The following is a 20,732-nucleotide window of genomic DNA, read 5'->3' as shown; positions in this document are numbered from 1 at the left end:
CGGGGGCGCACACGAGATCCGGGCGCGATCGGCGTCGGCGGAGGAGAAGGGACGAGTATGAGTGGACCAGCTGCGGGCGTTGTCGTGGTCGGGGCGGGACTCGGTGGAATCCGGTTGGCGGAGAGCCTGCGCAACAACGGCTTCACCGATCCGATCACCCTGGTCGGCGCCGAGGCGCACCCACCATACGACCGCCCGCCCCTGTCGAAGTCGGTGCTGCTGGGCAAAGACGACCGCGTGGACCTCAAGCCCGAGGGGTTCTACGGCGAGGCCGACATCACGCTGCGTCTCGGAGATGCGGTGACCGCGGTGTCACCGGCCGAGGGGACCGTCGGTCTCGCCTCCGGCTCGACTCTCTCCTACGACACCCTGGTGCTCGCCACCGGCCTCGATCCGCGCCCGTTCCCCGGCCTCACCGAATCGATCGCCGGCGTGCACACGATCCGCACGTACGACGACGCCGTCGCGTTGCGCGGCGAGATCGATTCCGCGAGAACCGCAGTGGTCATCGGCGCGGGATTCATCGGGTGTGAGGTGGCGGCCAGCCTGTGCTCGCGCGGTCTGGGTGTCAGTCTCGTCGAACCGGCCCCGACGCCGCTCGCCGCAGCCCTCGGCGAGCGCATCGGTGCTCTGGTGTCGCGCCTGCACACCGCCAACGGGGTCGATCTGAGGACAGGCATCGGCGTCGAGGAGATCGTGGTCTCGCAGGGCAGGGTGAGGGCGGTGAAGCTCGCCGACGGAACCGAACTGCCGGCCGACATCGTCGTCGTCGGTATCGGCTCGACCCCCGTGACCGGCTACCTCGACGGCTCCGGGATCGAACTCGCCGCGCGCGAGTCCGGCGGCGGAATAGCCTGCGATGCAACCGGACACACCAGTGCGGAGAACGTCTACGCCCTCGGCGACGTCGCGAATTGGCGGGACGACGACGACAAGCCGGTACGGGTGGAGCACTGGAATCACACCGTCGAGCAGGCGTCGATCGTCGCTCACCAGATCACCGGCGGGGACGCGGTCACCGCATCGGTGTCGTACTTCTGGAGCGACCAGTTCGACGTGAAGATCCAGGTACTCGGTGCACCGCGCCCCGACGACGAGGTTCACGTCGTCGACGACGACGGCAAGAAGTTCGTGGCCTACTACAGCCGCGACGGCATACTCACCGGCGTCGTCGGGGCGGGCAAGGTGGGCGCGGTGATGAAGACGCGGGCCAAGCTGCAGACGCCCACCCCGATCGCGGATCTCCTCTAGCGCAGACGTGGTACCGGAGCCGACGGCGGCGGCGGTGCGGACGGCCGCCGCCGAGATCGCCGACCCGCAGCTCGCGGCCGGGCAGGCGAAGTTCTTCCAGGCCCGTCCCGGCGGCTACGGCGAAGGCGATGAATTCCTGGGACTACGCGTGCCGCAGCAACGTGCCATCGCCCGGGCCTTCCGCGGCATCGGTCCGGATGCCGTTGCCGAACTGCTGGATTCGCCGGTTCACGAGCACCGGCTCATCGCGTTGTTCCTCCTGCGGGGCGAATTCGAACAGGAACTGCGGCGCCGGGGCGGGGATGCAACGGATGCGGGTGTCGAGGTGTGGGTGAAGCTCTACCTCGACGCCGTCCGACGAGGACGGGTGAACAACTGGGACCTCGTCGACTCGTCGGCCGACTCGATCCTGGGGGAGTACTGCCGCCGGCTGGGTCGGCTCGACGCCGTCCTGCGGCACGCTCAGGACGAGGACCTGTGGCGACGCCGCGTGGGCATCATCGCCACCTTCGCGCACATCAGACACGGCGATGCGACAGCGCTTCTCGCAGTGGCTCCGCTCGTCCGCGACGATCGGCGGGACCTCATCCAGAAGGCCTTCGGCTGGATGCTGCGCGAGGTGGGCAAGCGCGTCGACGAGGCCGTCCTCCTCGGGTACCTGGAGGACAATGCCGCCGAGATGGGCCGTACCGCACTGAGTTACGCGATCGAGCATCGTTCGCCGGAGGAACGGGCGTACTTCCGATCCCTGCGCTGAGGCGGTCGGTGATGCGGGCTTTCTCAGGACTCGCGCGCCACCCGCAGTGCGGCCCAGATCATCGGGAACTGGAACGGCAGACGTGCGATGGCGACGATTCGGTATGGCAGGGGTTTGTCCCACCACAGCCGGACCATGTTGATGTTCGCGGGATACACCGCGAGGAACAGCAGCGCGGACAGCGCACCGGAGAGCCGCCGGGTCCTGGGCACCAGAAGACCCGCCCCCAGACCGATCTCGGCCACGCCGGACAGGTAGGTCAGCGTCCGCGGATCACCGGGGATCTCCTCGGGGATGATCTCGTCGAAGGGTTTGGGGGCCAGGAAGTGCAGAACCCCGATACCGAGCAGCATGCCGGCGAGGCCGCGGGCGAGCCGGTCGGGACCGAGACGGGAACGGGCTGATCGGGAACCGGGGAGGGTGGTCATGTCGCTGTTCTCCTTCGCGTGCGGCTCGATCGTGTCGTCGAGTGTCTCGACGATGCCAGAACCGGCCCGTCAGAACTCGATCTTGAGTGAGTCCGACGTCGGATGGGCCTGGCAGCCGAGGATGTAGCCGTCCTCGATGTCCTCGGGGTCGAGCGCGCCGGCATTGTCCATGTCGACGGTGCCCTCGGTGAGAGTGCAGGCACACGAGCCGCATTCACCCTCCTGGCAGGAGTAGGGGGCGTCGAGTCCGGCGGCGAGCATGACGTCGATCAGGGTGCGTTTACGGGGCCAGGTGAGTGTGTGGGTCTCGCCGTCGAGCTCCACCTCGACGGTGGCCGCCCCGGCTTGCTCCTCGTCGCTGACCTCGTCGAGTTCGACATCGGCGAACGGGTCACCCGACAGCGAGTTGTAGACCTCGGTGTGGACGTTGTGATGCGGGAAGTCTGCCTGGGCCAGGCCCTTGTGCACGGCGTCCATGAACGGTCCGGGACCACACAGGTAGGCGGTGTGGGTCGTCGAATACGGCGCGAACACCGATGCCAGCGCCGGCGCGGTGGGCAGGCCCTGCAGCGACTCGAGCCAATGGAGAACGGTGAGCCGGTCGGCGTGGGCGTGCAGCAGCTCGCGGAGTTCCTCGGCGAAGATCACGTCGTCGACGCTGCGGTTGGCGTAGAAGAACACGATGGGGCGGTCGCTCTTCTTCAGGGCCGCCTTGAGGATCGACATCACCGGGGTCACACCGCTGCCCGCGGCGATCAGGAGAAGCGGGACGTCGTAGGACTTGGGGGTGAACACCCCGGACGGCGGCAGCACCTCGACCTGGGAACCGGGGGACAGGTTGTCGCACACCCAGTTGGAGCCGTATCCGTCCACGGTTCGCTTGACGGTCACCTTGGGCCGCGGGTCGGTGAACGGCGACGACGCCAGCGAATAGCACCGGGCGACCGAGCCGGTCTTCTCGCTCGGGATGCGCAGGGTGAGGAACTGCCCCGGCTTGTAGTCGGTGAACGCGTTGGAGGACGCTTCCGGGACCTCGAAGGCGATGGACTTGGCGTCGGCCGTCTCCTCGATCACCTCGGACACCGTGAGAATCACGCTTCGGGAGCCGTGAGGGGTCACATCAGACATGTCAGCAGTTCTCCGCCGTCGAGGACCGGATGAACCGGCCCAAAATTAGAACACGTTCTACTTCAGCCTAGCGTAGCGGGCGTCGCCGCCACGAGAGGCGCTCCCGCGTACCGGTCGCATCGGGTGTGCATGACCGGCCTCGGACCAGGTTAGTCATGACAGTGCACCCACGCCGTCGGCGACCGTGCGCGCGCCGGCCTCGATGAGGGATTCGAGGTCGGCGCCGGGGTCGGCCAGCCACCGTTCATAGGCCGCCAGGGCTGCGCCGAGGCACAGCCAGCCGATGGTCTGCGGTATGTGGTCGCTCACGGATGTGCCGAGGCGCATGGCGCAGAACTCCGCGATCACATGCCGCCAATCGGCGTACATGATCATCGAATGTGCCTGCAGCGCCGGAACACCCAGTAGCAACGACATGCGCCGGCGATGGTTGTCCAGTTCCTCCGGCGGGACCCGGTTGAACGAGACGAGGGCATCGACGAGCGCCTGCGCCATCGGGACGTCGGCCGGGATCGCGGCGAGGAGGGTGCGCAGCTCGTCGAGGTGGTCGTCGAACTCCCCCCAGGGGATCTCGTTCTTCGACGAGTAGTAGCGGAACAGTGTGCGCCGGGCGATACCGGCCGCGTCGGCGATGTCGTCGACGCTGGTGTCCTCGAAACCGTGAGCGGTGAACAAACCGATCGCGAGCGCGCTGATCTGTGCCCGGGACGTGATGGGGCGTCGTCCGGGGGAGGTGCGGGCGGGTCTCGCGTCGGGGGTGTTCGGCGTCATCGAGACCTCACCCTAGGCGACCTGCGGTGTCGGTGGTCCTGTGGAGGTCCCGGCACTGCCCGTTCGGACAGTTTTCCGGCCCCCTCTGGTTTTGTGCACCGAGTGCCACTATAGTCGTGCGTGACCGTCGTCACCATCGAATTTCAAGGAGGTATGGATCATGGCCGATCAGTCCGCCGCGACCACACAGAGCTCGACCGACACCGAGCTCATCGCCGAGTCGCTCGTCGAAGAGGTGTCGATCGACGGGATGTGCGGGGTCTACTGATGTCAGCCCCGACATCGAATCCGATCTCCGGCGACCGCTCCGCGGTCGCCGGGGTCCGGTTCGACACCCTCGACGCGTGGTCGCTCAACCCGAAGGTTGCGCTGCGTCCCGAGCCCTTCGGTGCGCTGCTCTACCACTTCGGTACCCGCAAGCTCTCCTTCCTGAAGAACCTGACCGTGGTGGACATCGTGAAATCGCTTGCCGACCACGACTCCGCCGAAGCCGCACTGCTGGCCGCCGGGGTCACCCCGGCCCAGCGCCCCCTGTACGTGCAGGCGCTCACCGCGCTCGCCGACAGCGGGATGATCGTGTCCCGCACCGCCTGACTTCCGTACTTCCAGACCGAGCCTTCCGTACTTCCAGACCGAGCACAGCCCGGCTCGACGCGCGCCCGGCGGGACGACCAGCCCTCGATCCCGCCCACTGCTCGCCACAGACGTCCGGCCCGCCACACGTCCGGCTCGCCGCCCCGAATGCAAGGACCCGACGATGACGACCATCGAGATGCCGCCCACCGCAACCGAACTCATGGGTGCCATGCGTGCCCCCTCGCCGCTCCCGGACGGCGCGGTGCCCAAGGTCGGCCGCCTCGTCGACCAGTTCGAACGCGGACTCGACGCGCCGATCTGTCTGACCTGGGAACTCACCTACGCGTGCAACCTGGCCTGTGTGCACTGCTTGTCGTCCTCGGGCAAGCGGGACCCGCGTGAGCTGTCGACCGAACAGTGCAAGGCGATCATCGACGAGCTGCAGCGGATGCAGGTCTTCTACGTCAACATCGGCGGCGGCGAGCCGACGGTCCGACCGGATTTCTGGGAACTGGTCGACTACGCCACCGATCATCAGGTGGGCGTGAAGTTCTCGACCAACGGCCTGCGCATCGACAAGAAGGTGGCCGCGCGCCTCGCCGCGTCGGACTATGTCGACGTGCAGATCTCGCTGGACGGCGCGACCGCCGAGGTCAACGACGCCGTCCGTGGTCCCGGCTCGTTCGACATGGCCGTCCGCGCACTCGAGAACCTGTCCGAGGCCGGATTCGCCGACGCCAAGATCAGCGTCGTCATGACGCGGCAGAACGTCGCCCAGCTCGACGAGTTCAAAGCGCTCGCCGACCGCTACAACGCGACCCTGCGAATCACGCGGCTGCGTCCGTCGGGCCGCGGGGCCGACGTCTGGGATGATCTGCACCCGCTCCCCGAGCAGCAACGTGAACTCTACGATTGGCTTGTCGCACACGGTGATCGGGTGCTGACTGGCGACTCGTTCTTCCATCTGGCCGCGTTCGGCTCCGAGTCCGGTGGTGGACTGCCGGGGCTCAACCTGTGCGGCGCAGGCCGCGTGGTGTGCCTGATCGACCCGGTCGGCGACGTCTACGCCTGCCCCTTCGCGATCCACGAGAACTTCCTCGCCGGAAACATCCTCGCCGACGGCGGATTCCAGGAGATCTGGCAGCGTTCGGACCTCTTCGTCGAGCTCCGTGAGCCGCAGAACGCCGGCGCCTGCACCAAGTGCGCCCACTTCGACGCCTGCCGCGGCGGATGCATGGCCGCCAAGTTCTTCACCGGGTTGCCCCTGGCCGGTCCCGATCCCGAATGCGTGCAGGGTTACGGCGAAGAGCTCCTCGCCGGAGACCGGACCAAACCGACTGCGAACAAGGATCATTCGCGCGGTACCCCGCTGACCCTGATGACGCGACGCCCCGACGGCGACCTGGCCCCGGTGGCGTCGCGGCCCACCAAATCCTGTGACGAGAACCCGCTGGCCGGGTTCACGCCGGCCGCGCGGTAGAACCGCCCGCGGTACACACCGGGGCGAGCGGTGTCGGTGACGCCGACCCGAGGCCCCCGGACACGCTCGGGTCCCTCCCGGGTGCTCGAGTCGGATCAATGAGTAGGAAGAACATGGCTGCCAATCCCTGGGCGAGAAACCCCTGGTTCGAAACCGTCACCGAGGCACAGCGTCGGGCCAAGAAGCGTCTGCCGAAGTCGGTGTACGCATCTCTGGTCGCGGGCACCCAGGCCGGTGTGACCCTCGAGGACAACGTTCACGCGTTCAACGAATTGGGTTGGGCCCCACATGTCGTCGGTGCGCAGTCCGATCGTGAGATGACGACGAGTGTGATGGGGCAGGAGATCTCCTTCCCGGTCATGATCTCGCCGACCGGCGTACAGGCCGTCGACCCGGAAGGTGAGGTGGCGGTGGCCCGTGCCGCGGCCGCCCGCGGCACCGCGATGGGGTTGTCGAGCTTCGCGTCCCACTCGGTCGAGGAGGTGACGGCGGTCAACGACAAGGTCTTCTTCCAGATCTACTGGCTCGGAACCCGGGACGACATCCTCGCCCGCGCCGAGCGCGCGAAGGCGGCCGGTGCCAAGGGTCTGATCGTGACCACCGACTGGGTGTTCAACGTCGGCCGCGACTGGGGCAGCCCGGAGATCCCGGAGAAGGTCGACTTCAAGGCGCTCCTGCGTCTGGGGCCGGAGATCGCGGTGAAGCCCCGCTACGCACTCGACTGGGTCAAGGGCGGCAAGATCAACATCCCCGATCTCACCGCACCGAACCTCACCCCCCAGGGTGTCGCCGGCCCGACGTTCTTCGGCGCCTACGGCTCGTGGATGAACACTCCGCCGCCCACCTGGGAAGACCTGCAGTGGTTGCGTGAGCAGTGGGACGGGCCGTTCATGGTCAAGGGCATCACCCGGCTCGACGACGCCAAGCGTGCGGTCGACATCGGGGCGTCGGCGCTGTCGGTCTCCAACCACGGCGGCAACAACCTCGACGGCACGCCGGCCACGATCCGCCTGCTGCCCGACATCGCCGCGGCGGTCGGCAACGACATCGAGGTGCTGCTCGACGGCGGTATCCGTCGCGGTAGCGATGTCGCCAAGGCGCTCGCACTCGGTGCCCGGGCGGTGATGATCGGTCGCGCCTACCTGTGGGGGCTCGCCGCCAACGGTCAATCCGGCGTCGAGAACGTCCTGGACCTCATGCGCATGGGCCTGGACGGCGTGTTGATGGGCCTGGGCCACAAGAGTGTTCACGAACTCTCGGCCGACGACTTGATCATCCCCGACGGTTTCACGCGATCGTTCGGTCAGGCCTGAGGGCGGCAGATCGGGCCGGCTCCGCCCGGGCGAAAAGACCCTCGGAACCAGAACTAGAACATGTTACAGTTTTGCCATGGGACAGTTCGACGGCAAGGTCGTCTACATCACCGGCATCGCACGTGGTCAGGGCCGCAATCACGCGGTCCGTTTCGCCCGTGAGGGTGCCGCGATCGTGGGCCTCGACATCGCGGGTCCGATCATCGAGCACGCCACCTATCCGCCCGCAACCGCCGACGACCTCGCCGAGACCATCCGTCTCGTCGAGGGCGCCGGGGGGAAAATTATTGCGCGCCAGGGTGATACGCGCGACCTGGCCTTTCAGCAGCAGCTGGTTGCCGATGCCGTCGAACAATTCGGGCGGCTCGATCATGTGGTGGCCAACGCCGGTGTGCTGACCTGGGGCAAGGTCTGGGAGCTGACCGAGGATCAGTTCACCGACGTCGTCGACATCAACCTCGTCGGGGCGTGGAAAACGCTCAAGGCGACCATCCCGGCCATGCTCGAAGCGGGCAACGGTGGATCGATCTCGGTCATCAGTTCGGTCGCCGGACTCAAGGCGATGCCGCTACAGGCGTCGTACACCGCGTCCAAGCACGGCCTCGTCGGGCTCACACAGACGGCGGCCAAGGAGCTCGGGCACTATCGCATCCGGGTCAACAGCGTGCACCCCTATGCGGTCGACACCCCGATGGGCGTGGCCGACACCGAGGCGCACCGCATCTTCGGAATCCCCTGGGTGAACGCACATCTCACCTCGATCCTCGACTACCACCCGGTCGCGTCACTGGACGAGATCTCCGATGCGGTGCTCTACCTCGCCTCCGACAGTGCCAAGGGCATCACCGCCGCCGAGTTCCAGATCGACATGGGGCACTCGAAGGTCTGACGGCGGCCAGGAGACGCTCACAGCAGGGCCCCGGCACCGAATCGGTGCCGGGGCCCTGCCATGAGGTCCGCCGAGGGATCAGTCGGCCCAGAGGGTCGCGGGATCGGTGGCCTCGGTGGTGGGAGCGGCCGGGGTGTCCGGCGTGGTGCGCGAGAAGCGGGGAGCCACCTGCGCCTGGGTCACGCCGGCGATGTCCACCAGGTTCGAGCGGGCGGCCATGTGCGCGTCGGAGGGTGCCTCGGCGAAGGTGAGAACCGGCGACGTGCACGCGTCGGTGCCGTCGAAGATCTTGGCCCACTCGTCGCGGGTGCGGGATTTGAAGGTCTCGGTGAAGACGTCCCTGAGCTTGTCCCAGCCGGCCGTGTCGTTCTGGTCGGGCAGATCGGCGTCGGCGAGGCCGAGACCCTTCAGCAGTTCGGCGTAGAACTGCGGTTCGATCGCGCCGACGGCCATGTATTTGCCGTCGGAGGTCTCGTACACCTCGTAGTACGGGGCGCCCGTGTCGAGCAGGTTCACTCCGCGCTCATCGCTCCACAGGCCGGTGCCGCGGAACGCCCACATCATCTGTCCCAGAACAGAAGCGCCGTCGACCATGGCGGCGTCGACGACCTGTCCCTTTCCGGAGATGCCGCGCTCGAGCAGTGCGGAGAGCACACCGACGACCAGGAACATCGACCCGCCGCCGAAGTCGCCCGCGAGGTTCAGCGGGGGCACCGGGCGGTCGTCCTTGCGGCCGATCGCGTGGAGCAGACCGGTCAGCGAGAGGTAGTTGATGTCGTGGCCGGCCAGGTTGGCGCGGGGGCCGTCCTGACCCCAGCCGGTCATCCGGCCGTAGACGAGGCCGGGATTCACTGTCGCGAGATCGTCGGGGCCGAGTCCGAGCCGTTCCATCACGCCGGGGCGGAAGCCCTCGATGATCACGTCGGCCTTGGCGACGAGACCCAGGATGGTCTCGCGGTCCTTCTCGTCCTTGAGGTTCGCCTCGACGACGCGCCGCCCGCGCAACAGGGCGTCGGCGTTGACGCCGGGCTTGGGCAGCGAACCGGGGCGCTGGACGCGCACGACATCCGCACCGAGATCGGCGAGCAGCATCGCCGCGTGCGGGCCGGGGCCGATGCCGGCGAACTCGATGACCCGGATGGAGCGCAGTGGGCCGGGCTTACCGCTGTCGGGTGTGGCACTACTCGGTGTCGCACTGCTCGGAATGGCACTGCTCATAAGGGGTCCTCCTCCGGTCGTTGTACTGCCGACTGTGTCAGGCGTCACGTGTACACACCAGCATTCCACAACCGATCGAACGCTCGTCAGGGTGGTCTTGTCGGCCCTCTCGGCACGTTTTCGAGGTCATTTTTGGGCCGAGGCCGACACACTCGTGGGCACCATGGCTAGCATTGGTCGAATGACAGGTCCGTCGGCGTTGGGGCAGTGCAGCTGGCCAGACCTCGATGGGCGGGTGATCACGCTCCTCGTGCCGCTCGGCTCGGTCGAGCAGCACGGCCCTCATCTTCCGTTGGACACCGATACGCGCATCGCCGCGGCGGTCACCGACCTCGCCTGCGCGCAGGCGGGCGAGTCGGACCGTGCCGACGGGTCGCGCGAGTCGGGTCTCCTGCGCGCCCCCGATCTGAACTACGGCGCCAGCGGCGAGCACGAGGGATTCGCCGGAACCATCTCCATCGGACACGACGCCCTGCGCGGGCTGCTCATCGAGTACGGCCGCAGCGCCTGTCGGTGGGCCGAGCGCGTGGTGTTCGTCAACGGTCACGGCGGAAACATCCGAACCCTCGTCGACGCGGTCACGCGGTTGCGGTACGAAGGGCGCGATGTCGCCTGGTTCCCCTGCGCCTTCGACGGCGCCGACGCGCACGCCGGGTTCACCGAAACGTCTGTGCTGCTTCATGTCTCGCCGACGGTCGTGGATTCCTCGCGTGCGGTTGCGGGCAACCGCGAACCGGTCGGGGCGCTACTGGGCGCGATGCGCACCGGGGGTGTCGGCGCGGTGAGTCCCAACGGCGTCCTGGGTGATCCGGACGGTGCGACCGCCGAAGAGGGTGGGCGCCTGGTCGCCGAGGCCGCCGACCGTCTGTGCGGCGCGCTCGCCGCCTGGGAGGTCGACGGACAGGGACGACTCGGATGACCGCCCTCGACGATTCGACGCCACGTCCCACCCCCACCGGCCAGTGCTCCACCGACGATGATTCCGCCGGGAGTGACGCGCAAGCGGTTGGCGCACAATCGGATTCGGACTCTGCGGATTCGGGCCCTGCCGATTCGGGCCCTGCGGATTCGGACGCTGCCGAGGCGGGCGACCCCGCGGCCTCGGTGGAGACCGTGGACCTGCCCGACGGGTTCCAGGTGCAGATCGATCTGCGGTGCGCCCGTGCGGGCGACTTCCGTTATCTGGTCGGCGGATCGCCGACACGGCTGTTGCGCATGTCGGACACGGCCCTCGGCATGACCTCCGAGGACGGCCGGATCGAGGTGTGCGACAACGTGACCCGGCGCCTGGCACGTGCACTGCTCGACGCCGGTATCGCCAACCCGCGGCCGATGTTCGGTCCCACGCCGGACGACGTCACCGTCGTGATCCCGGTTCGCGACAACCAGCCCGGCGTCGACCGTCTCCTCGCCGCCCTCGACGGGTTGTCGGTGATCGTCGTCGACGACGGGTCGACGGTGCCGATCAGGGCCGACCGTCCGGGGATGCGTGTCCTGCGGTTCGACGAGAACCGCGGACCGTCGGCGGCCCGCAATGCCGGCGCGGCCGCCGCGACGACCGACTTCGTTGCCTTCCTCGATTCCGACGTCGTGCCCGACCCCGACTGGCTCACCGTGCTGCTGACGCATTTCTCCGACCCCACCGTCGGCGTGGTGGCCCCGCGCATCGTCGGCCTGCGGGCGGGCGAGGGTGTGTCATCGTCGTTGGCCGAGAGGTACGAGAACGGGTGGTCCTCGCTCGACATGGGGCCCGACGAGTCGGCGGTACGGCCCTCGACCCGGACGCCTTATGTGCCCAGTGCCGCAATGGTTGTGCGGCGCAACGCTTTCTGTGGCTTCGATGAATCGCTGCGGGTGGCCGAGGATGTCGACGCCTGCTGGCGGATGCACGCCGAGGGCTGGCGGATCCGCTACGACCCGGTCGCCCGCGTCGCTCACGACCACCGCACGGACCTCCGTTCGGTTCTGTCGCGGCGCTGCTTCTACGGAACCGGGGCCGCGCACCTGGCCTCCCGTCACGGCGAACGAGCCGCTCCGATGGTCATGTCGGTCCCGATGGCGGCGGCCGTGATCGCGCTGCTGTCGAGGACCCGTTTCGGGGCCGCGCTCGCGATGATCATCCTCACCCACCTTGCTGTCCGGATGAGAAAGCGCCTGGGCGATCTGCCCTCCGCGCCGCTGGTGTCCGCGCAGATGACCGGGCGGGCGGCGGGATTCGGACTCCTGCAGGCCGCCGACGCCATCTGCCGGCACTACTGGCCGGTGGCACTGTTACTCGCTCTCGTGTCGCGCAGGTTCCGCACACTCGCGGTGCAGGTGGCGATCGTCGAGGGGGTGGTGTCGTGGGTTCGGGACCTGATCGCCGACCCCACCAGCCCACCCACACTCGGACCTCTGCGCTACATCCTCATGCACCGCCTCGACGACCTGGCCTATGGCGCCGGGCTGTGGCAGGGAGTCATCTCCCACCGGGATCCCGAGGCGCTGCGCCCGGTCATCTCTCGATGACGGCGGGTGCCTCCCCGTCCGGCGCCGTCACCACCGCCGGACTTCCCCGTGCCGACCTCGGAACTGACGCCCTGACCGCCGATGTCGTGATCGTCGGCGCCGGTAGCGCAGGATGTGTGCTGGCAGAGAAGCTCTCGCGCGACCCCGGTCGTCAGGTCGTGCTGATCGAGCGCGGACCGTCGGGCATGCCCTCGCTCGCGGATCTCGATCTACGGCGCCTGCCCATCGACGACGCCGCCCCCTTCGCCGTCCGGCACGCCACCGATCTCGGCCCGGCGGCCGCCCGCGGCTCGGCGCTGGGCGGATCCTCCGCCGTCAACGGCGGCTATTTCCTGCGTTGGCACCCCGGCGATTTCGCCGCGTGGCCCAGCGGCTGGGAGATCGACGTCGTGGCCGCGGCGTACGACGAACTCGACGGCCCGTACGGCACGATGGGCGTCGAACCGGTGTCCGATGACGAACTCGGCGACACCGGAACGGCATTCGAACACTACTGGTCGACGCGGGTGCCCGTGCGTCCGGTGGACGAGCGCTGGCCGGTGGTGGGGCTCAACCGGGTGCTCTCCAACCGGACCGGGATGTCGCGTCGCACCTCGGCCGCGGCGTACCTCGTGCCGGCCGCGGCGCGTCGGAATCTGCTCGTGGTGACCGACTGCGAGGTGGAGGGGCTCGAGGTGGCTCGCGGACGAACCGTCACCGGGGTGCGTGCGGGCCCGTTGTCGGTGACCGCGGGCGAGGTGATCCTGTCCGCCGGGACCCTGGGTACCGCGCGCATCCTGCTCAGGTCGGGACTCGACGTGCTCGGCCTGCGGGCGGCGGGCGGTGAGTTCGGGGCGGGGGAGTTCGAGGCGGGCGAGTTCGAGGCGGGGGAGCACCGCGCGCTGGCGGTGTCGTACCGCAGGCGCGGTCCGGCGGCACCCGGCATGGTTCTGCCGACCGTGCTCCACACCGATGACGACTGCGAGATCCGTTGCTATCGAGACGATTTCGCCTCCCATATCCGCGGTGTACCCGCGCACGGGCCGATCGTCGAGGTCGCCTGCATGCGACCCTCGCCCGTGCGGATCGTCGACGACGGGCCTGTTGTGCGTCTCGCCTTCGGGGAACCGGACGGGCGGGCGGCTGCCGCGATGCGCGACGGGGCGGCCCACGTCGTCGAGATGTTGCAGGCCCCCGAGTTCGCCGACATCGTCGTGCCGGGCAGTGTGTCGGTGGCCCCTGCGGCCGGGTTCTCCCAGCACGCCTGGGGAACGATGCCGATGGGGGTGCGCACCGACTGGCTGGGCGGTGTGTACGGAACGCACGGATTGCGCATCGTCGATGCGTCCATCCTGCCCGGCGGCGGTCACAGCGGTCCGCACGCGACCGTGATGATGGTGGCCTGCCGGATCGGGGAGTTGCTGGCCGCGCGGTGATCGGTGCGCCGATCCTGCGGCGGCGCCGTCCGCGGCTCTACCCTGGGACCATGTCTGCGACGTCGCTGTCCGACCCGGCCGTCCGGGAATTCCTCGCGGCCGGTACCAGGACCGGCCATCTGGGTTTCCTCGCCTCCGACGGCCGGCCGCTGGTCGCGCCGATCTGGTTCGTCCTCGACGGCGACCGGATCGCCTTCAACACCGGGGCGACCACCGCCAAAGGTCGTGCACTGCTGCGTGATCCACGGGTGACGCTGTCGGTGGACCTGCCCGGCCCCCCGTTCGGGTTCGTCCAGGTGCAGGGCCGCGCACATATCACCGAGGATCTCGACGAGGTGCGTCGCATCGCGGCGCTGTGCGGCGGACGGTACATGGGTGCCGACCGCGCCGCGGAGTTCGGCGCCCGCAACGGCGTGCCGGGGGAACTGGGGGTGTGGATCGAACCGGACAAGGTCATCGCGAGCCTCGATGTCACCGCCTGAGCCGTCGGGCACGACGAGAGCTCGGCTCCTCACCCCGACGGCGTCGGCGCTCGTGCTTGGCGGACATCCGGCGGAACTGATCCGTGGAGAACATGCGTCGGGCGCGCATGTTCTCCACGGATTCCGGAGCCGGTCGACGTCAGCTGCTCGCGGTGCCCTCCGGGACGCTTGCGGCGGCCGCCGGTGCGGCGGTGGTGTCGGCAGGGTCTGCCGAGTCCTGCGCGACTTCGAGGTCGGTGGTCGTCGTTGCGCGCGGACCTGACCCGTAGATCAGGTGTGCCGGTATGAATTTCATGCCGACCCAGTACAGCGCCATGCCCACCGCGGCGCCCATGAACCAGGTGAAGCTCGCCTGGTAGGCGGTGCCGAAGATGACGACGCCGATCGGCAGGATCGAGGCGATGACGGTGGCGCCCACCGCGACCGGGTTCCAGCCGTTGCGGTACCAGTAGGTGCCCTCGGGCTTCATCGTGAACAGGTCGTCGACCACGATCTGCTGCTTCTTGATCAGGTAGAAGTCGGCGATGAGAATGCCGAACAGCGGACCGATCACGGCACCGAGGGTGTCCATCGTGTAGTGGATCGCCGTGGGGTTGTTGAAGAGGTTCCACGGGGTGATGAGCACCGAACCCACCGCGGCGATCATTCCGCCGGTGCGCCACGAGATCTTGGTCGGCGCCACGTTGGAGAAGTCGAAGGCGGGGGAGACGAAGTTGGCGACGATGTTGATGCCGATGGTCGCGATGGCGAAGGTGAGCACGCCGAGAACCGCCGCGGTGGTGTTGTCGATCCTGTCCACGATGTGGACGGGATCGGTGATGATGTTGCCGTCCTCGTCGGTACCGATGACCGTGGCGGCCGCGGACACGGTGCAGACCACCAGCAGGGAGAAGAAGAGGAAGTTCACCGGCAGACCCCAGAAGTTGCCCTTCTTGACCTCGCCGAAACTCCGTCCGTACCGGGAGAAGTCGCCGAAGTTGAGCATCGGTCCGGAGAAGTAGGAGACGACCAGGGCGATCGCGCTGATCATCATGGTGATCGACGACCACCCCGTCAGGCCGTCACCGACCGCCAGATCGAAACTGACGTTGTCCCAGCCGGCCTTGACGATGAGGTAACCGGCCAGCGCGATCATCACGACATACACCGCGGGGCCGCAGAAGTCGATGAACTTGCGGATGGTGTCCATGCCGTTCCAGAAGACGGCCGCCTGCAGGATCCACATGAGGACGAAGCCGGCCCAGCCGAGTGCGGACAGCCCGAGGAAGCCGTGGGTGTCCACATCGCCCCACGGTTCGAGGCCGGGCCAGAACTTCAGTGCCAGCAAGCCGAAGGCGACCGACGCCAGGTAGGTCTGGATTCCGTACCAGACCACCGCGATCACGCCACGGATGATGGCCGGGATGTTGGCGCCCTTCACACCGAAGGAGACCCGGGTCGTGACCGGGTACGGGACTCCGGCTATCTGTGACGGCTTCGCGACGAGGTTGCAGAGGATGTTGACGGCCACGATGCCCACGACCAGCGCGACGAGTACCTGCCAGGCGGCGATGCCGAGCGCGAACAGGCTCCCCGCGAAGACGTATCCGCCGACGCTGTGCACATCCGACATCCAGAACGCGAAGATGTTGTACCAGGTCCAGTTCTGGTTCTTGAGCGGTGCGAGGTCCTCGTTGGTGAGGCGCGTGTCGTAGCCGGGCTTGATGACGCTCTCGCCGGCCGCGCTGGAATGGGACGTGGTGGGTGGTGTTGGTGCGGACATGGTGTGCTCCCGGTTTTTCCGTGTCAGCGTCGGGGTCGATGGTCTGGTGCGACAGCGCTGATGGGAGAAATGTAGGAACGGATTGTTACCCCACGATGAACCAGCGGATATATTCCGGCGGGTCGGCTCAGTCGTGGCGGACGTCGAGCAGGTCCGCGGTCTCGATGATCGCGCTCTCGAGACGTCGGTGATGCCGGTGAGCGACGTCGAGGACCGACGCGGCGTCGCGATCGGCGAATGCCTCGAGCAACGCGGCGTGGTCGTCGTTGAGGGCCTGCTGGGTCTCCGGGGTCACCGAGCGCATCATCTGGAACGGTTCGGTGAGATTCCACGTCGCCTCGAACATGTTGAGCAGACGCGGCATGGCGCACGGGCTGGTCAACGCCCGGTGGAACTCGCGGGAGGTGTCGTGAAAAGCCTTGCCGTCTTTGTACTTCACCGCGACGAGCAGGTCGGCGTGGCGATCGCGCGCGGTCTGCAGGGACGCGTCGTCGATCAGGTCCACCGCCCGGGCGAGCGCGGCCTGCTCCAATGTGCCACGGACGAAGTAGATCTCGCGGAGCTCGTCGGTCGAGGGTTGACTGACCCGATAGCCCACGCCCGGGCGGTGCACCACGAGCCCCTCGCCGACCAGCGTCTTGAGCGCCTCACGCACCGGGATCGGACTGACACCGAACGCGTCGGCGATCTCCGCGGGCGGGATCTGGGCGCCCGGGGGTGCGCCGCCGGACAGGATGAGCCGACGCAGTTCCTCGAGCACATTGGCGCGCGCATTGCCCGAACGCGTCTCACCGAGCTGGTCGAGCAGACGGTCGGTCATGCGCCGGCTCATCGGAGGGCGCCCGGACGCTTGGGATATCGGGCGATCCACTCGGCCACGGCCTCGGTGAGGCGATGCTGGTTGTCGCGCTTGACGATCTCGTGTCCCTCGTCCTCGAACATCAGCATCTCGGCCACCGCGCCGCGGGCCTGCAATTCGGCGACGATCTGTTGTGACTCGCTCACCGGGACGTTGGTGTCGTGCGCCCCGTGCACGACGAGCAACGGTGCGCGGACATCGTCGATGCGGTGGATGGGGGACAGGTCGGCGAGCAACTCCCGGTCCGATTCGGGATGGCCGTATTTGGTGTAGGCGGCCACCGCGATCCACGGTTCGGTGTTGCGGAAGAACGACTCCAGATCGCTCATGCCGCAGATGGCGATCCCGGCCGCGAAGACGTCGGGGTGGAAGGTCAGACAGGCGAGCGTGAGATAGCCGCCGTAGGACCGGCCCGAGCAGTACAGCGCGTCGGGGTCCGCAATACCCTGACGGCACAGGAACTCGGCGCAGTCCGCGGCATCGTTGATGCCCGCATAGCGGCCGTAACGATCGTCGGCGTGGGCGAACAGCCGGCCATATCCCGACGACCCGCGGACGTTGGGTGCGAACACGGTGATCCCGGCGTCGACGAGCGGACCGAACAGGAACTGATAGTCCGGCCGGGTCTGCGCCTCGGGTCCGCCGTGGAAGTACAGCAGGGTGGGGCCAGGAGTGTTCCCCGCACGAAACAGCAATCCCGACAATGGCATACCGTCGCGCGCGGAGAACTCCACGAGTTCTCCGCGTAGCTGACTCGACGGTCCCTCGCCGGTCACCACGTCGTCGCGGACCGGGTAGACCGCTCGGTTGGCGACGTCGACGAGATGCACGAGTGGGGAATGCTGCGGGCTCGACACGGTGAGGGTCACCACCGACCCCGCCGCACTGATGGACAGGTCGGCGGCGACGTCGCCGGGCAGGTCGATCGGGGGGTGCAGCGTCTGATCGGGCAGGGTCATGATCTGCAACTGGCTGCGGCCCTGGATGTTCCACAGCAGTGCGACCCTCGACTGGTCGTGACTCACGGCGAACTCGTCGAGCCCGATGTCGACACGCTGGGCCATCACCCGGAACCGCACACCGTACTTGCCGACCTCGACGCCGAGCAGTCGGGGGAACTTCGCGTCGAAGTCGCTGCGGACCAGGGCCTGAACGCTGTCGAGGTCGCGCGCGGGTTCGTCGGGGGCGGGCACGAACACGAGCGAGGGGTGGTCGAAACCCTGGTCGAGGACGTAACCCTGGTCGGTGACCGCCCCGGGGTCCTGCGGGAGCAGCGGGGTCATCGTGATCTCGTCGGAGTCCGAATCGGGGCGGCGCCGCAGCAGCAGCATGTCGTGGTAGCCGCGCGGGCCGACGCGCACGAGCGTCGCCCCCTTCCACGAGTCGATCAGAACGCTGCCGACGCGCAGGTCGAGGATCTGGGTGGTTCCGGTACCCGGGTGCACGCGCAGGGCGTGCGAGGTGCCGTCGTGATCGACCGCGGTGATCAGCACCCAGTCGGTGTCCCAGCCCACGAGCCCCACGGTTCCGAAGGAACGGCCGTCGGGGCGGGTCGCCGCGACGCGGTGGGCGGTGTCGTCCTCGGGATCGGTGGTCACCACCCAGACCTGGTGGTGCTCACCGCCGCTCGGCGCGATCTCGACGGCCAGCCAGCGGCCGTCGGTGGAATGCACGATCTTGTGGACAGGTCCGGTGGACCGCAGCTTCACCCAGCGCAGTTCGCCGACGCCGTCGCGCGAGAGGGCGCGCTGGGCGGCGCGGGGATAACCGGTTCCGTCGTCGACGATGTAGGCGAATGCGCCGGCGTCGGGCGACAGCGAGGCGCCGTAAGTCTTCCAGCCGCGGTCGTCGAATCTCAGTGTCGTCACCGTCGGGCGTTGCTTTCCATTGTCTGAAGCCACATCTCGAGGAGTGCGACCTGCCACAGCTCGTTGCCGTCGAGCCTCGTGCGAACACCGTTGGGGTCGGCGAAGAGTCTGTCGAGCGCCTCGTGGCGGTACAGGCCGCGGTCGATGGCCGCCTGCGAGCGCAGCGTGTCGGAGACGAGGTCGAGGACCCCGCCCGTCAGGTGGCGGATACCGGGGACGGGGAAGTAACCCTTCGTCCGGTCGATCACCGCCGAGGGCAGCAGGCTCCGGCTCGCCTCCTTGAGCACCCCCTTGCCGCCGTGGGCCAGTTTCAGATCGGGCGGGCACGTGGCGGCCAGTTCGACGAACTCGTGGTCGAGGAACGGGACACGCGCCTCCAGACCCCAGGCCATGGTCATGGTGTCGACGCGTTTGACCGGGTCGTCGACGAGCATGACCGTGGTGTCGAGGCGCAGTGCCGCGTCGACAGCGGTGTGTGCGCCGGGCGCGGACTGGTGGGCGCGGGCGAATTCGAAGCTGGGATCGTAGCCGGCCTCGCAGAGATACTCGTCGGCCAGGATGCCGCGCACGTCGGCGTCGTCGCGGTCGAAGAACTCGTTCGCGTAGGCGCGGGTGGTGTTCTCGCGGGCCACGTGCTGCAGGGGCGGGTACCAGCTGTAACCGCCGAGGATCTCATCGGCGCCCTGCCCGGACTGGACCACCTTGATGGACTTGCTGACCTCCTGGGACAGCAGATAGAACGCCACGCAATCGTGGCTGACCATCGGTTCGCCCATGGCCGCGACGGTGTCGGGGATGGCGGGCAGGAGGCGGTCGGTGCCGATGTGGATCTTGTGGTGATCGGTGGCGAAGGTGTCGGCGATCAGATCGGAGTAGGCGTACTCGTCCCCCGATTCGCCTGCGGCAGAATCGAACCCGATGCTGAAGGTGGCGAGGTCGGTCTGTCCCTGTTCGGCGAGCAGCGCGACCACGAGTGAGGAGTCGACCCCGCCGGAGAGCAGGACGCCGACCGGGACGTCGGCCACCATGCGACGCCGCACAGATGTCCGCAGCGAGTCGATGAGCTCGGACTGCCACCGCTGCTCATCCCAGTCCGCACGTTCGGGGTGCGGCTCGAAGGCGGGCGCCCAGTACTTCCGCTCGCTGCGCCGGCCCTCGGGAGTGATGGTCATGACCGTCGCGGGCGGCAGCTTGCGGATGCCGTTGTAGATGGTGTGCGGGGCGGGCACCACGGCGTGAAAGCTGAAATAGTGGTGCAGCGCAACGCGATCGATCGAGGTGTCGATGTCGCCGGCGCGCAGCAGGGCCTGCACCGACGAGGCGAAGCGGAGCCGTCCCGGGGTGTCGGCGAGATATAGCGGTTTGATGCCGAGCCGGTCGCGGCCCAGGGTGACGACACCGGTGTCGGTGTCGGTGATCGCGAACGCGAACATGCCGATGAAACGGTCCACACAGTCAGCGCCCCAGGCGTGGAAGGCCTTGAGGATCACTTCGCTGTCGGCGTGGGAGAAGAACGTGTAGCCCTTGCCCTCGAGCTCCGCGCGCAACTCGTGGTGGTTGTAGATGCATCCGTTGAAGACCATGGCGAGACCCAGTGTGGGGTCGATCATGGGCTGGCTGCCCTTTTCGGTCAGGTCGATGATCTTCAGGCGGCGGTGGCCCAGTGCGACAGACCCTTTCGCGAACACTCCGGAACCGTCGGGGCCGCGTCGGGTCATCTCGCAGGTCATCGCGTCGACGGCCGAGACGTCCGGTGCCGTGCCGTCGAACCGGATCTCGCCGCAGATTCCGCACATGGGGTTGGAGTCCTCCTGCTCGATTGTGGCGTGGGCGTTGTTTCTCGGCGGCGCCGGAAGCGACCCGGCCCTGTCGATACTGCCGCACCGCCGGGTGTGTGCCCGCGCCGCCGACCTCACGCCGGTCGCGCGCACGCCCGCCCGGGCGGGGGCGCAGAGCCGGGCGGAGACATCTCTCCACCCTAGGAGCAACGGCTCCGGGTGGCACGGCGAATCATGCCCGTTCGGGTC

19 protein-coding genes are annotated in these 20,732 nt (G+C 68.1%); 11 read left to right on the top strand and 8 right to left on the bottom strand.

Annotated elements, in window-relative coordinates; genetic code table 11:
• The first annotated feature begins 57 nt into the window (after positions 1-57).
• Together H1R19_RS17970 and H1R19_RS17965 are read left to right on the top strand one after the other, a co-directional pair.
• Positions 58-1,251 carry an NAD(P)/FAD-dependent oxidoreductase gene (locus H1R19_RS17970; RefSeq protein ID WP_219849720.1) on the top strand — a complete coding sequence of 398 codons (1,194 nt, stop codon included), beginning with the start codon at positions 58-60 and terminating at the stop codon, positions 1,249-1,251.
• A gap of 7 nt (positions 1,252-1,258) precedes the next feature.
• The gene (locus H1R19_RS17965) at positions 1,259-2,008 is read left to right on the top strand and encodes a DNA alkylation repair protein (protein WP_219849719.1); all 750 of its coding nucleotides are present in this window, start codon (positions 1,259-1,261) and stop codon (positions 2,006-2,008) included.
• 23 nt (positions 2,009-2,031) lie between these two features.
• Here H1R19_RS17965 and H1R19_RS17960 read toward each other — a convergent pair whose 3' ends face one another.
• From H1R19_RS17960 to mftR, 3 genes are all read right to left on the bottom strand, one after another.
• The gene (locus H1R19_RS17960; protein ID WP_188328750.1) at positions 2,032-2,436 is read right to left on the bottom strand and encodes a DoxX family protein; all 405 of its coding nucleotides are present in this window, start codon (positions 2,434-2,436) and stop codon (positions 2,032-2,034) included.
• Between the two features lie 69 nt (positions 2,437-2,505).
• Positions 2,506-3,564 (bottom strand): ferredoxin--NADP reductase, encoded by a 1,059-nt coding sequence (locus H1R19_RS17955; protein WP_219849718.1) that lies wholly within the window; start codon positions 3,562-3,564, stop codon positions 2,506-2,508.
• A 153-nt stretch (positions 3,565-3,717) separates the two neighbouring features.
• A complete protein-coding gene (mftR, locus tag H1R19_RS17950) occupies positions 3,718-4,335 on the bottom strand; it encodes a mycofactocin system transcriptional regulator (RefSeq protein ID WP_188328748.1) in 618 nt (205 codons plus the stop codon).
• 160 nt (positions 4,336-4,495) lie between these two features.
• Between mftR and mftA the strand changes: the two genes are divergently transcribed.
• The 5 genes from mftA to H1R19_RS17925 all read left to right on the top strand — a co-directional run bounded on the left by mftA (position 4,496) and on the right by H1R19_RS17925 (position 8,593).
• Entirely contained in the window at positions 4,496-4,603 is a 108-nt protein-coding gene (gene mftA, locus H1R19_RS17945) for a mycofactocin precursor MftA (protein WP_188328747.1), read from the top strand.
• Entirely contained in the window at positions 4,603-4,929 is a 327-nt protein-coding gene (gene mftB, locus H1R19_RS17940; protein WP_219849717.1) for a mycofactocin biosynthesis chaperone MftB, read from the top strand. Before mftA ends, mftB begins: the two co-directional genes overlap by 1 nt.
• 163 nt (positions 4,930-5,092) lie before the next feature.
• Entirely contained in the window at positions 5,093-6,391 is a 1,299-nt protein-coding gene (gene mftC / locus H1R19_RS17935; protein WP_188328745.1) for a mycofactocin radical SAM maturase, read from the top strand.
• Between the two features lie 113 nt (positions 6,392-6,504).
• A complete protein-coding gene (gene mftD / locus H1R19_RS17930; protein WP_188328744.1) occupies positions 6,505-7,704 on the top strand; it encodes a pre-mycofactocin synthase MftD in 1,200 nt (399 codons plus the stop codon).
• 76 nt (positions 7,705-7,780) lie between these two features.
• Entirely contained in the window at positions 7,781-8,593 is an 813-nt protein-coding gene (locus H1R19_RS17925; protein ID WP_219849716.1) for a mycofactocin-coupled SDR family oxidoreductase, read from the top strand.
• 78 nt (positions 8,594-8,671) lie between these two features.
• On the opposite strand, the gene H1R19_RS17920 is transcribed toward H1R19_RS17925, so the two are convergent.
• Positions 8,672-9,811, bottom strand: a complete 1,140-nt coding sequence (locus tag H1R19_RS17920; protein WP_223204907.1) for a CaiB/BaiF CoA transferase family protein — start codon at positions 9,809-9,811, stop codon at positions 8,672-8,674.
• 181 nt (positions 9,812-9,992) lie between these two features.
• Between H1R19_RS17920 and mftE the strand changes: the two genes are divergently transcribed.
• The 4 genes from mftE to H1R19_RS17900 are packed head-to-tail and all read left to right on the top strand — an operon-like array spanning position 9,993 to position 14,216.
• Positions 9,993-10,730 carry a mycofactocin biosynthesis peptidyl-dipeptidase MftE gene (gene mftE, locus H1R19_RS17915; protein WP_219849715.1) on the top strand — a complete coding sequence of 246 codons (738 nt, stop codon included), beginning with the start codon at positions 9,993-9,995 and terminating at the stop codon, positions 10,728-10,730.
• The gene (gene mftF / locus H1R19_RS17910; RefSeq protein ID WP_219849714.1) at positions 10,727-12,319 is read left to right on the top strand and encodes a mycofactocin biosynthesis glycosyltransferase MftF; all 1,593 of its coding nucleotides are present in this window, start codon (positions 10,727-10,729) and stop codon (positions 12,317-12,319) included. Before mftE ends, mftF begins: the two co-directional genes overlap by 4 nt.
• The gene (mftG, locus tag H1R19_RS17905; protein ID WP_219849713.1) at positions 12,316-13,734 is read left to right on the top strand and encodes a mycofactocin system GMC family oxidoreductase MftG; all 1,419 of its coding nucleotides are present in this window, start codon (positions 12,316-12,318) and stop codon (positions 13,732-13,734) included. Before mftF ends, mftG begins: the two co-directional genes overlap by 4 nt.
• 50 nt (positions 13,735-13,784) lie before the next feature.
• Positions 13,785-14,216, top strand: a complete 432-nt coding sequence (locus H1R19_RS17900; protein ID WP_188328739.1) for a PPOX class F420-dependent oxidoreductase — start codon at positions 13,785-13,787, stop codon at positions 14,214-14,216.
• 139 nt (positions 14,217-14,355) lie between these two features.
• Here H1R19_RS17900 and H1R19_RS17895 read toward each other — a convergent pair whose 3' ends face one another.
• The 4 genes from H1R19_RS17895 to H1R19_RS17880 all read right to left on the bottom strand — a co-directional run bounded on the left by H1R19_RS17895 (position 14,356) and on the right by H1R19_RS17880 (position 20,501).
• Positions 14,356-15,978 (bottom strand): NCS1 family nucleobase:cation symporter-1, encoded by a 1,623-nt coding sequence (locus H1R19_RS17895; RefSeq protein ID WP_188328738.1) that lies wholly within the window; start codon positions 15,976-15,978, stop codon positions 14,356-14,358.
• Positions 15,979-16,105: 127 nt separating this feature from the next.
• On the bottom strand, positions 16,106-16,798 hold the full coding sequence (locus tag H1R19_RS17890; RefSeq protein WP_188328737.1) for a GntR family transcriptional regulator: 693 nt from the start codon (positions 16,796-16,798) through the stop codon (positions 16,106-16,108).
• An 8-nt stretch (positions 16,799-16,806) separates the two neighbouring features.
• Positions 16,807-18,705 carry an alpha/beta hydrolase family protein gene (locus H1R19_RS17885; protein WP_219849712.1) on the bottom strand — a complete coding sequence of 633 codons (1,899 nt, stop codon included), beginning with the start codon at positions 18,703-18,705 and terminating at the stop codon, positions 16,807-16,809.
• Positions 18,702-20,501 (bottom strand): N-acetylglutaminylglutamine amidotransferase, encoded by a 1,800-nt coding sequence (locus H1R19_RS17880; protein ID WP_188328735.1) that lies wholly within the window; start codon positions 20,499-20,501, stop codon positions 18,702-18,704. Before H1R19_RS17880 ends, H1R19_RS17885 begins: the two co-directional genes overlap by 4 nt.
• Between the last annotated feature and the right edge of the window lie 231 nt (positions 20,502-20,732).

This window comes from Gordonia jinghuaiqii, assembly GCF_014041935.1.
Classification (GTDB): domain Bacteria; phylum Actinomycetota; class Actinomycetes; order Mycobacteriales; family Mycobacteriaceae; genus Gordonia; species Gordonia jinghuaiqii.
The sequence above is the reverse complement of the archived record's forward strand: the minus strand, read 5'-3'. Positions and strand labels throughout refer to the sequence as shown.

Bases quoted from the DNA above. Each gene is read 5' to 3' on its own strand.
- mftE (WP_219849715.1), top strand. From the start codon at position 9,993: ATGACAGGTCCGTCGGCGTTGGGGCAGTGCAGCTGGCCAGACCTCGAT.
- mftF (WP_219849714.1), top strand. From the start codon at position 10,727: ATGACCGCCCTCGACGATTCGACGCCACGTCCCACCCCCACCGGCCAG.
- H1R19_RS17960 (WP_188328750.1), bottom strand. From the start codon at position 2,436: ATGACCACCCTCCCCGGTTCCCGATCAGCCCGTTCCCGTCTCGGTCCC.
- mftD (WP_188328744.1), top strand. From the start codon at position 6,505: ATGGCTGCCAATCCCTGGGCGAGAAACCCCTGGTTCGAAACCGTCACC.
- H1R19_RS17925 (WP_219849716.1), top strand. From the start codon at position 7,781: ATGGGACAGTTCGACGGCAAGGTCGTCTACATCACCGGCATCGCACGT.
- mftC (WP_188328745.1), top strand. From the start codon at position 5,093: ATGACGACCATCGAGATGCCGCCCACCGCAACCGAACTCATGGGTGCC.
- H1R19_RS17895 (WP_188328738.1), bottom strand. From the start codon at position 15,978: ATGTCCGCACCAACACCACCCACCACGTCCCATTCCAGCGCGGCCGGC.
- H1R19_RS17920 (WP_223204907.1), bottom strand. From the start codon at position 9,811: ATGAGCAGTGCCATTCCGAGCAGTGCGACACCGAGTAGTGCCACACCC.
- mftA (WP_188328747.1), top strand. From the start codon at position 4,496: ATGGCCGATCAGTCCGCCGCGACCACACAGAGCTCGACCGACACCGAG.
- H1R19_RS17955 (WP_219849718.1), bottom strand. From the start codon at position 3,564: ATGTCTGATGTGACCCCTCACGGCTCCCGAAGCGTGATTCTCACGGTG.
- H1R19_RS17880 (WP_188328735.1), bottom strand. From the start codon at position 20,501: ATGTGCGGAATCTGCGGCGAGATCCGGTTCGACGGCACGGCACCGGAC.
- H1R19_RS17970 (WP_219849720.1), top strand. From the start codon at position 58: ATGAGTGGACCAGCTGCGGGCGTTGTCGTGGTCGGGGCGGGACTCGGT.
- mftB (WP_219849717.1), top strand. From the start codon at position 4,603: ATGTCAGCCCCGACATCGAATCCGATCTCCGGCGACCGCTCCGCGGTC.
- H1R19_RS17890 (WP_188328737.1), bottom strand. From the start codon at position 16,798: ATGACCGACCGTCTGCTCGACCAGCTCGGTGAGACGCGTTCGGGCAAT.
- H1R19_RS17900 (WP_188328739.1), top strand. From the start codon at position 13,785: ATGTCTGCGACGTCGCTGTCCGACCCGGCCGTCCGGGAATTCCTCGCG.
- mftG (WP_219849713.1), top strand. From the start codon at position 12,316: ATGACGGCGGGTGCCTCCCCGTCCGGCGCCGTCACCACCGCCGGACTT.
- mftR (WP_188328748.1), bottom strand. From the start codon at position 4,335: ATGACGCCGAACACCCCCGACGCGAGACCCGCCCGCACCTCCCCCGGA.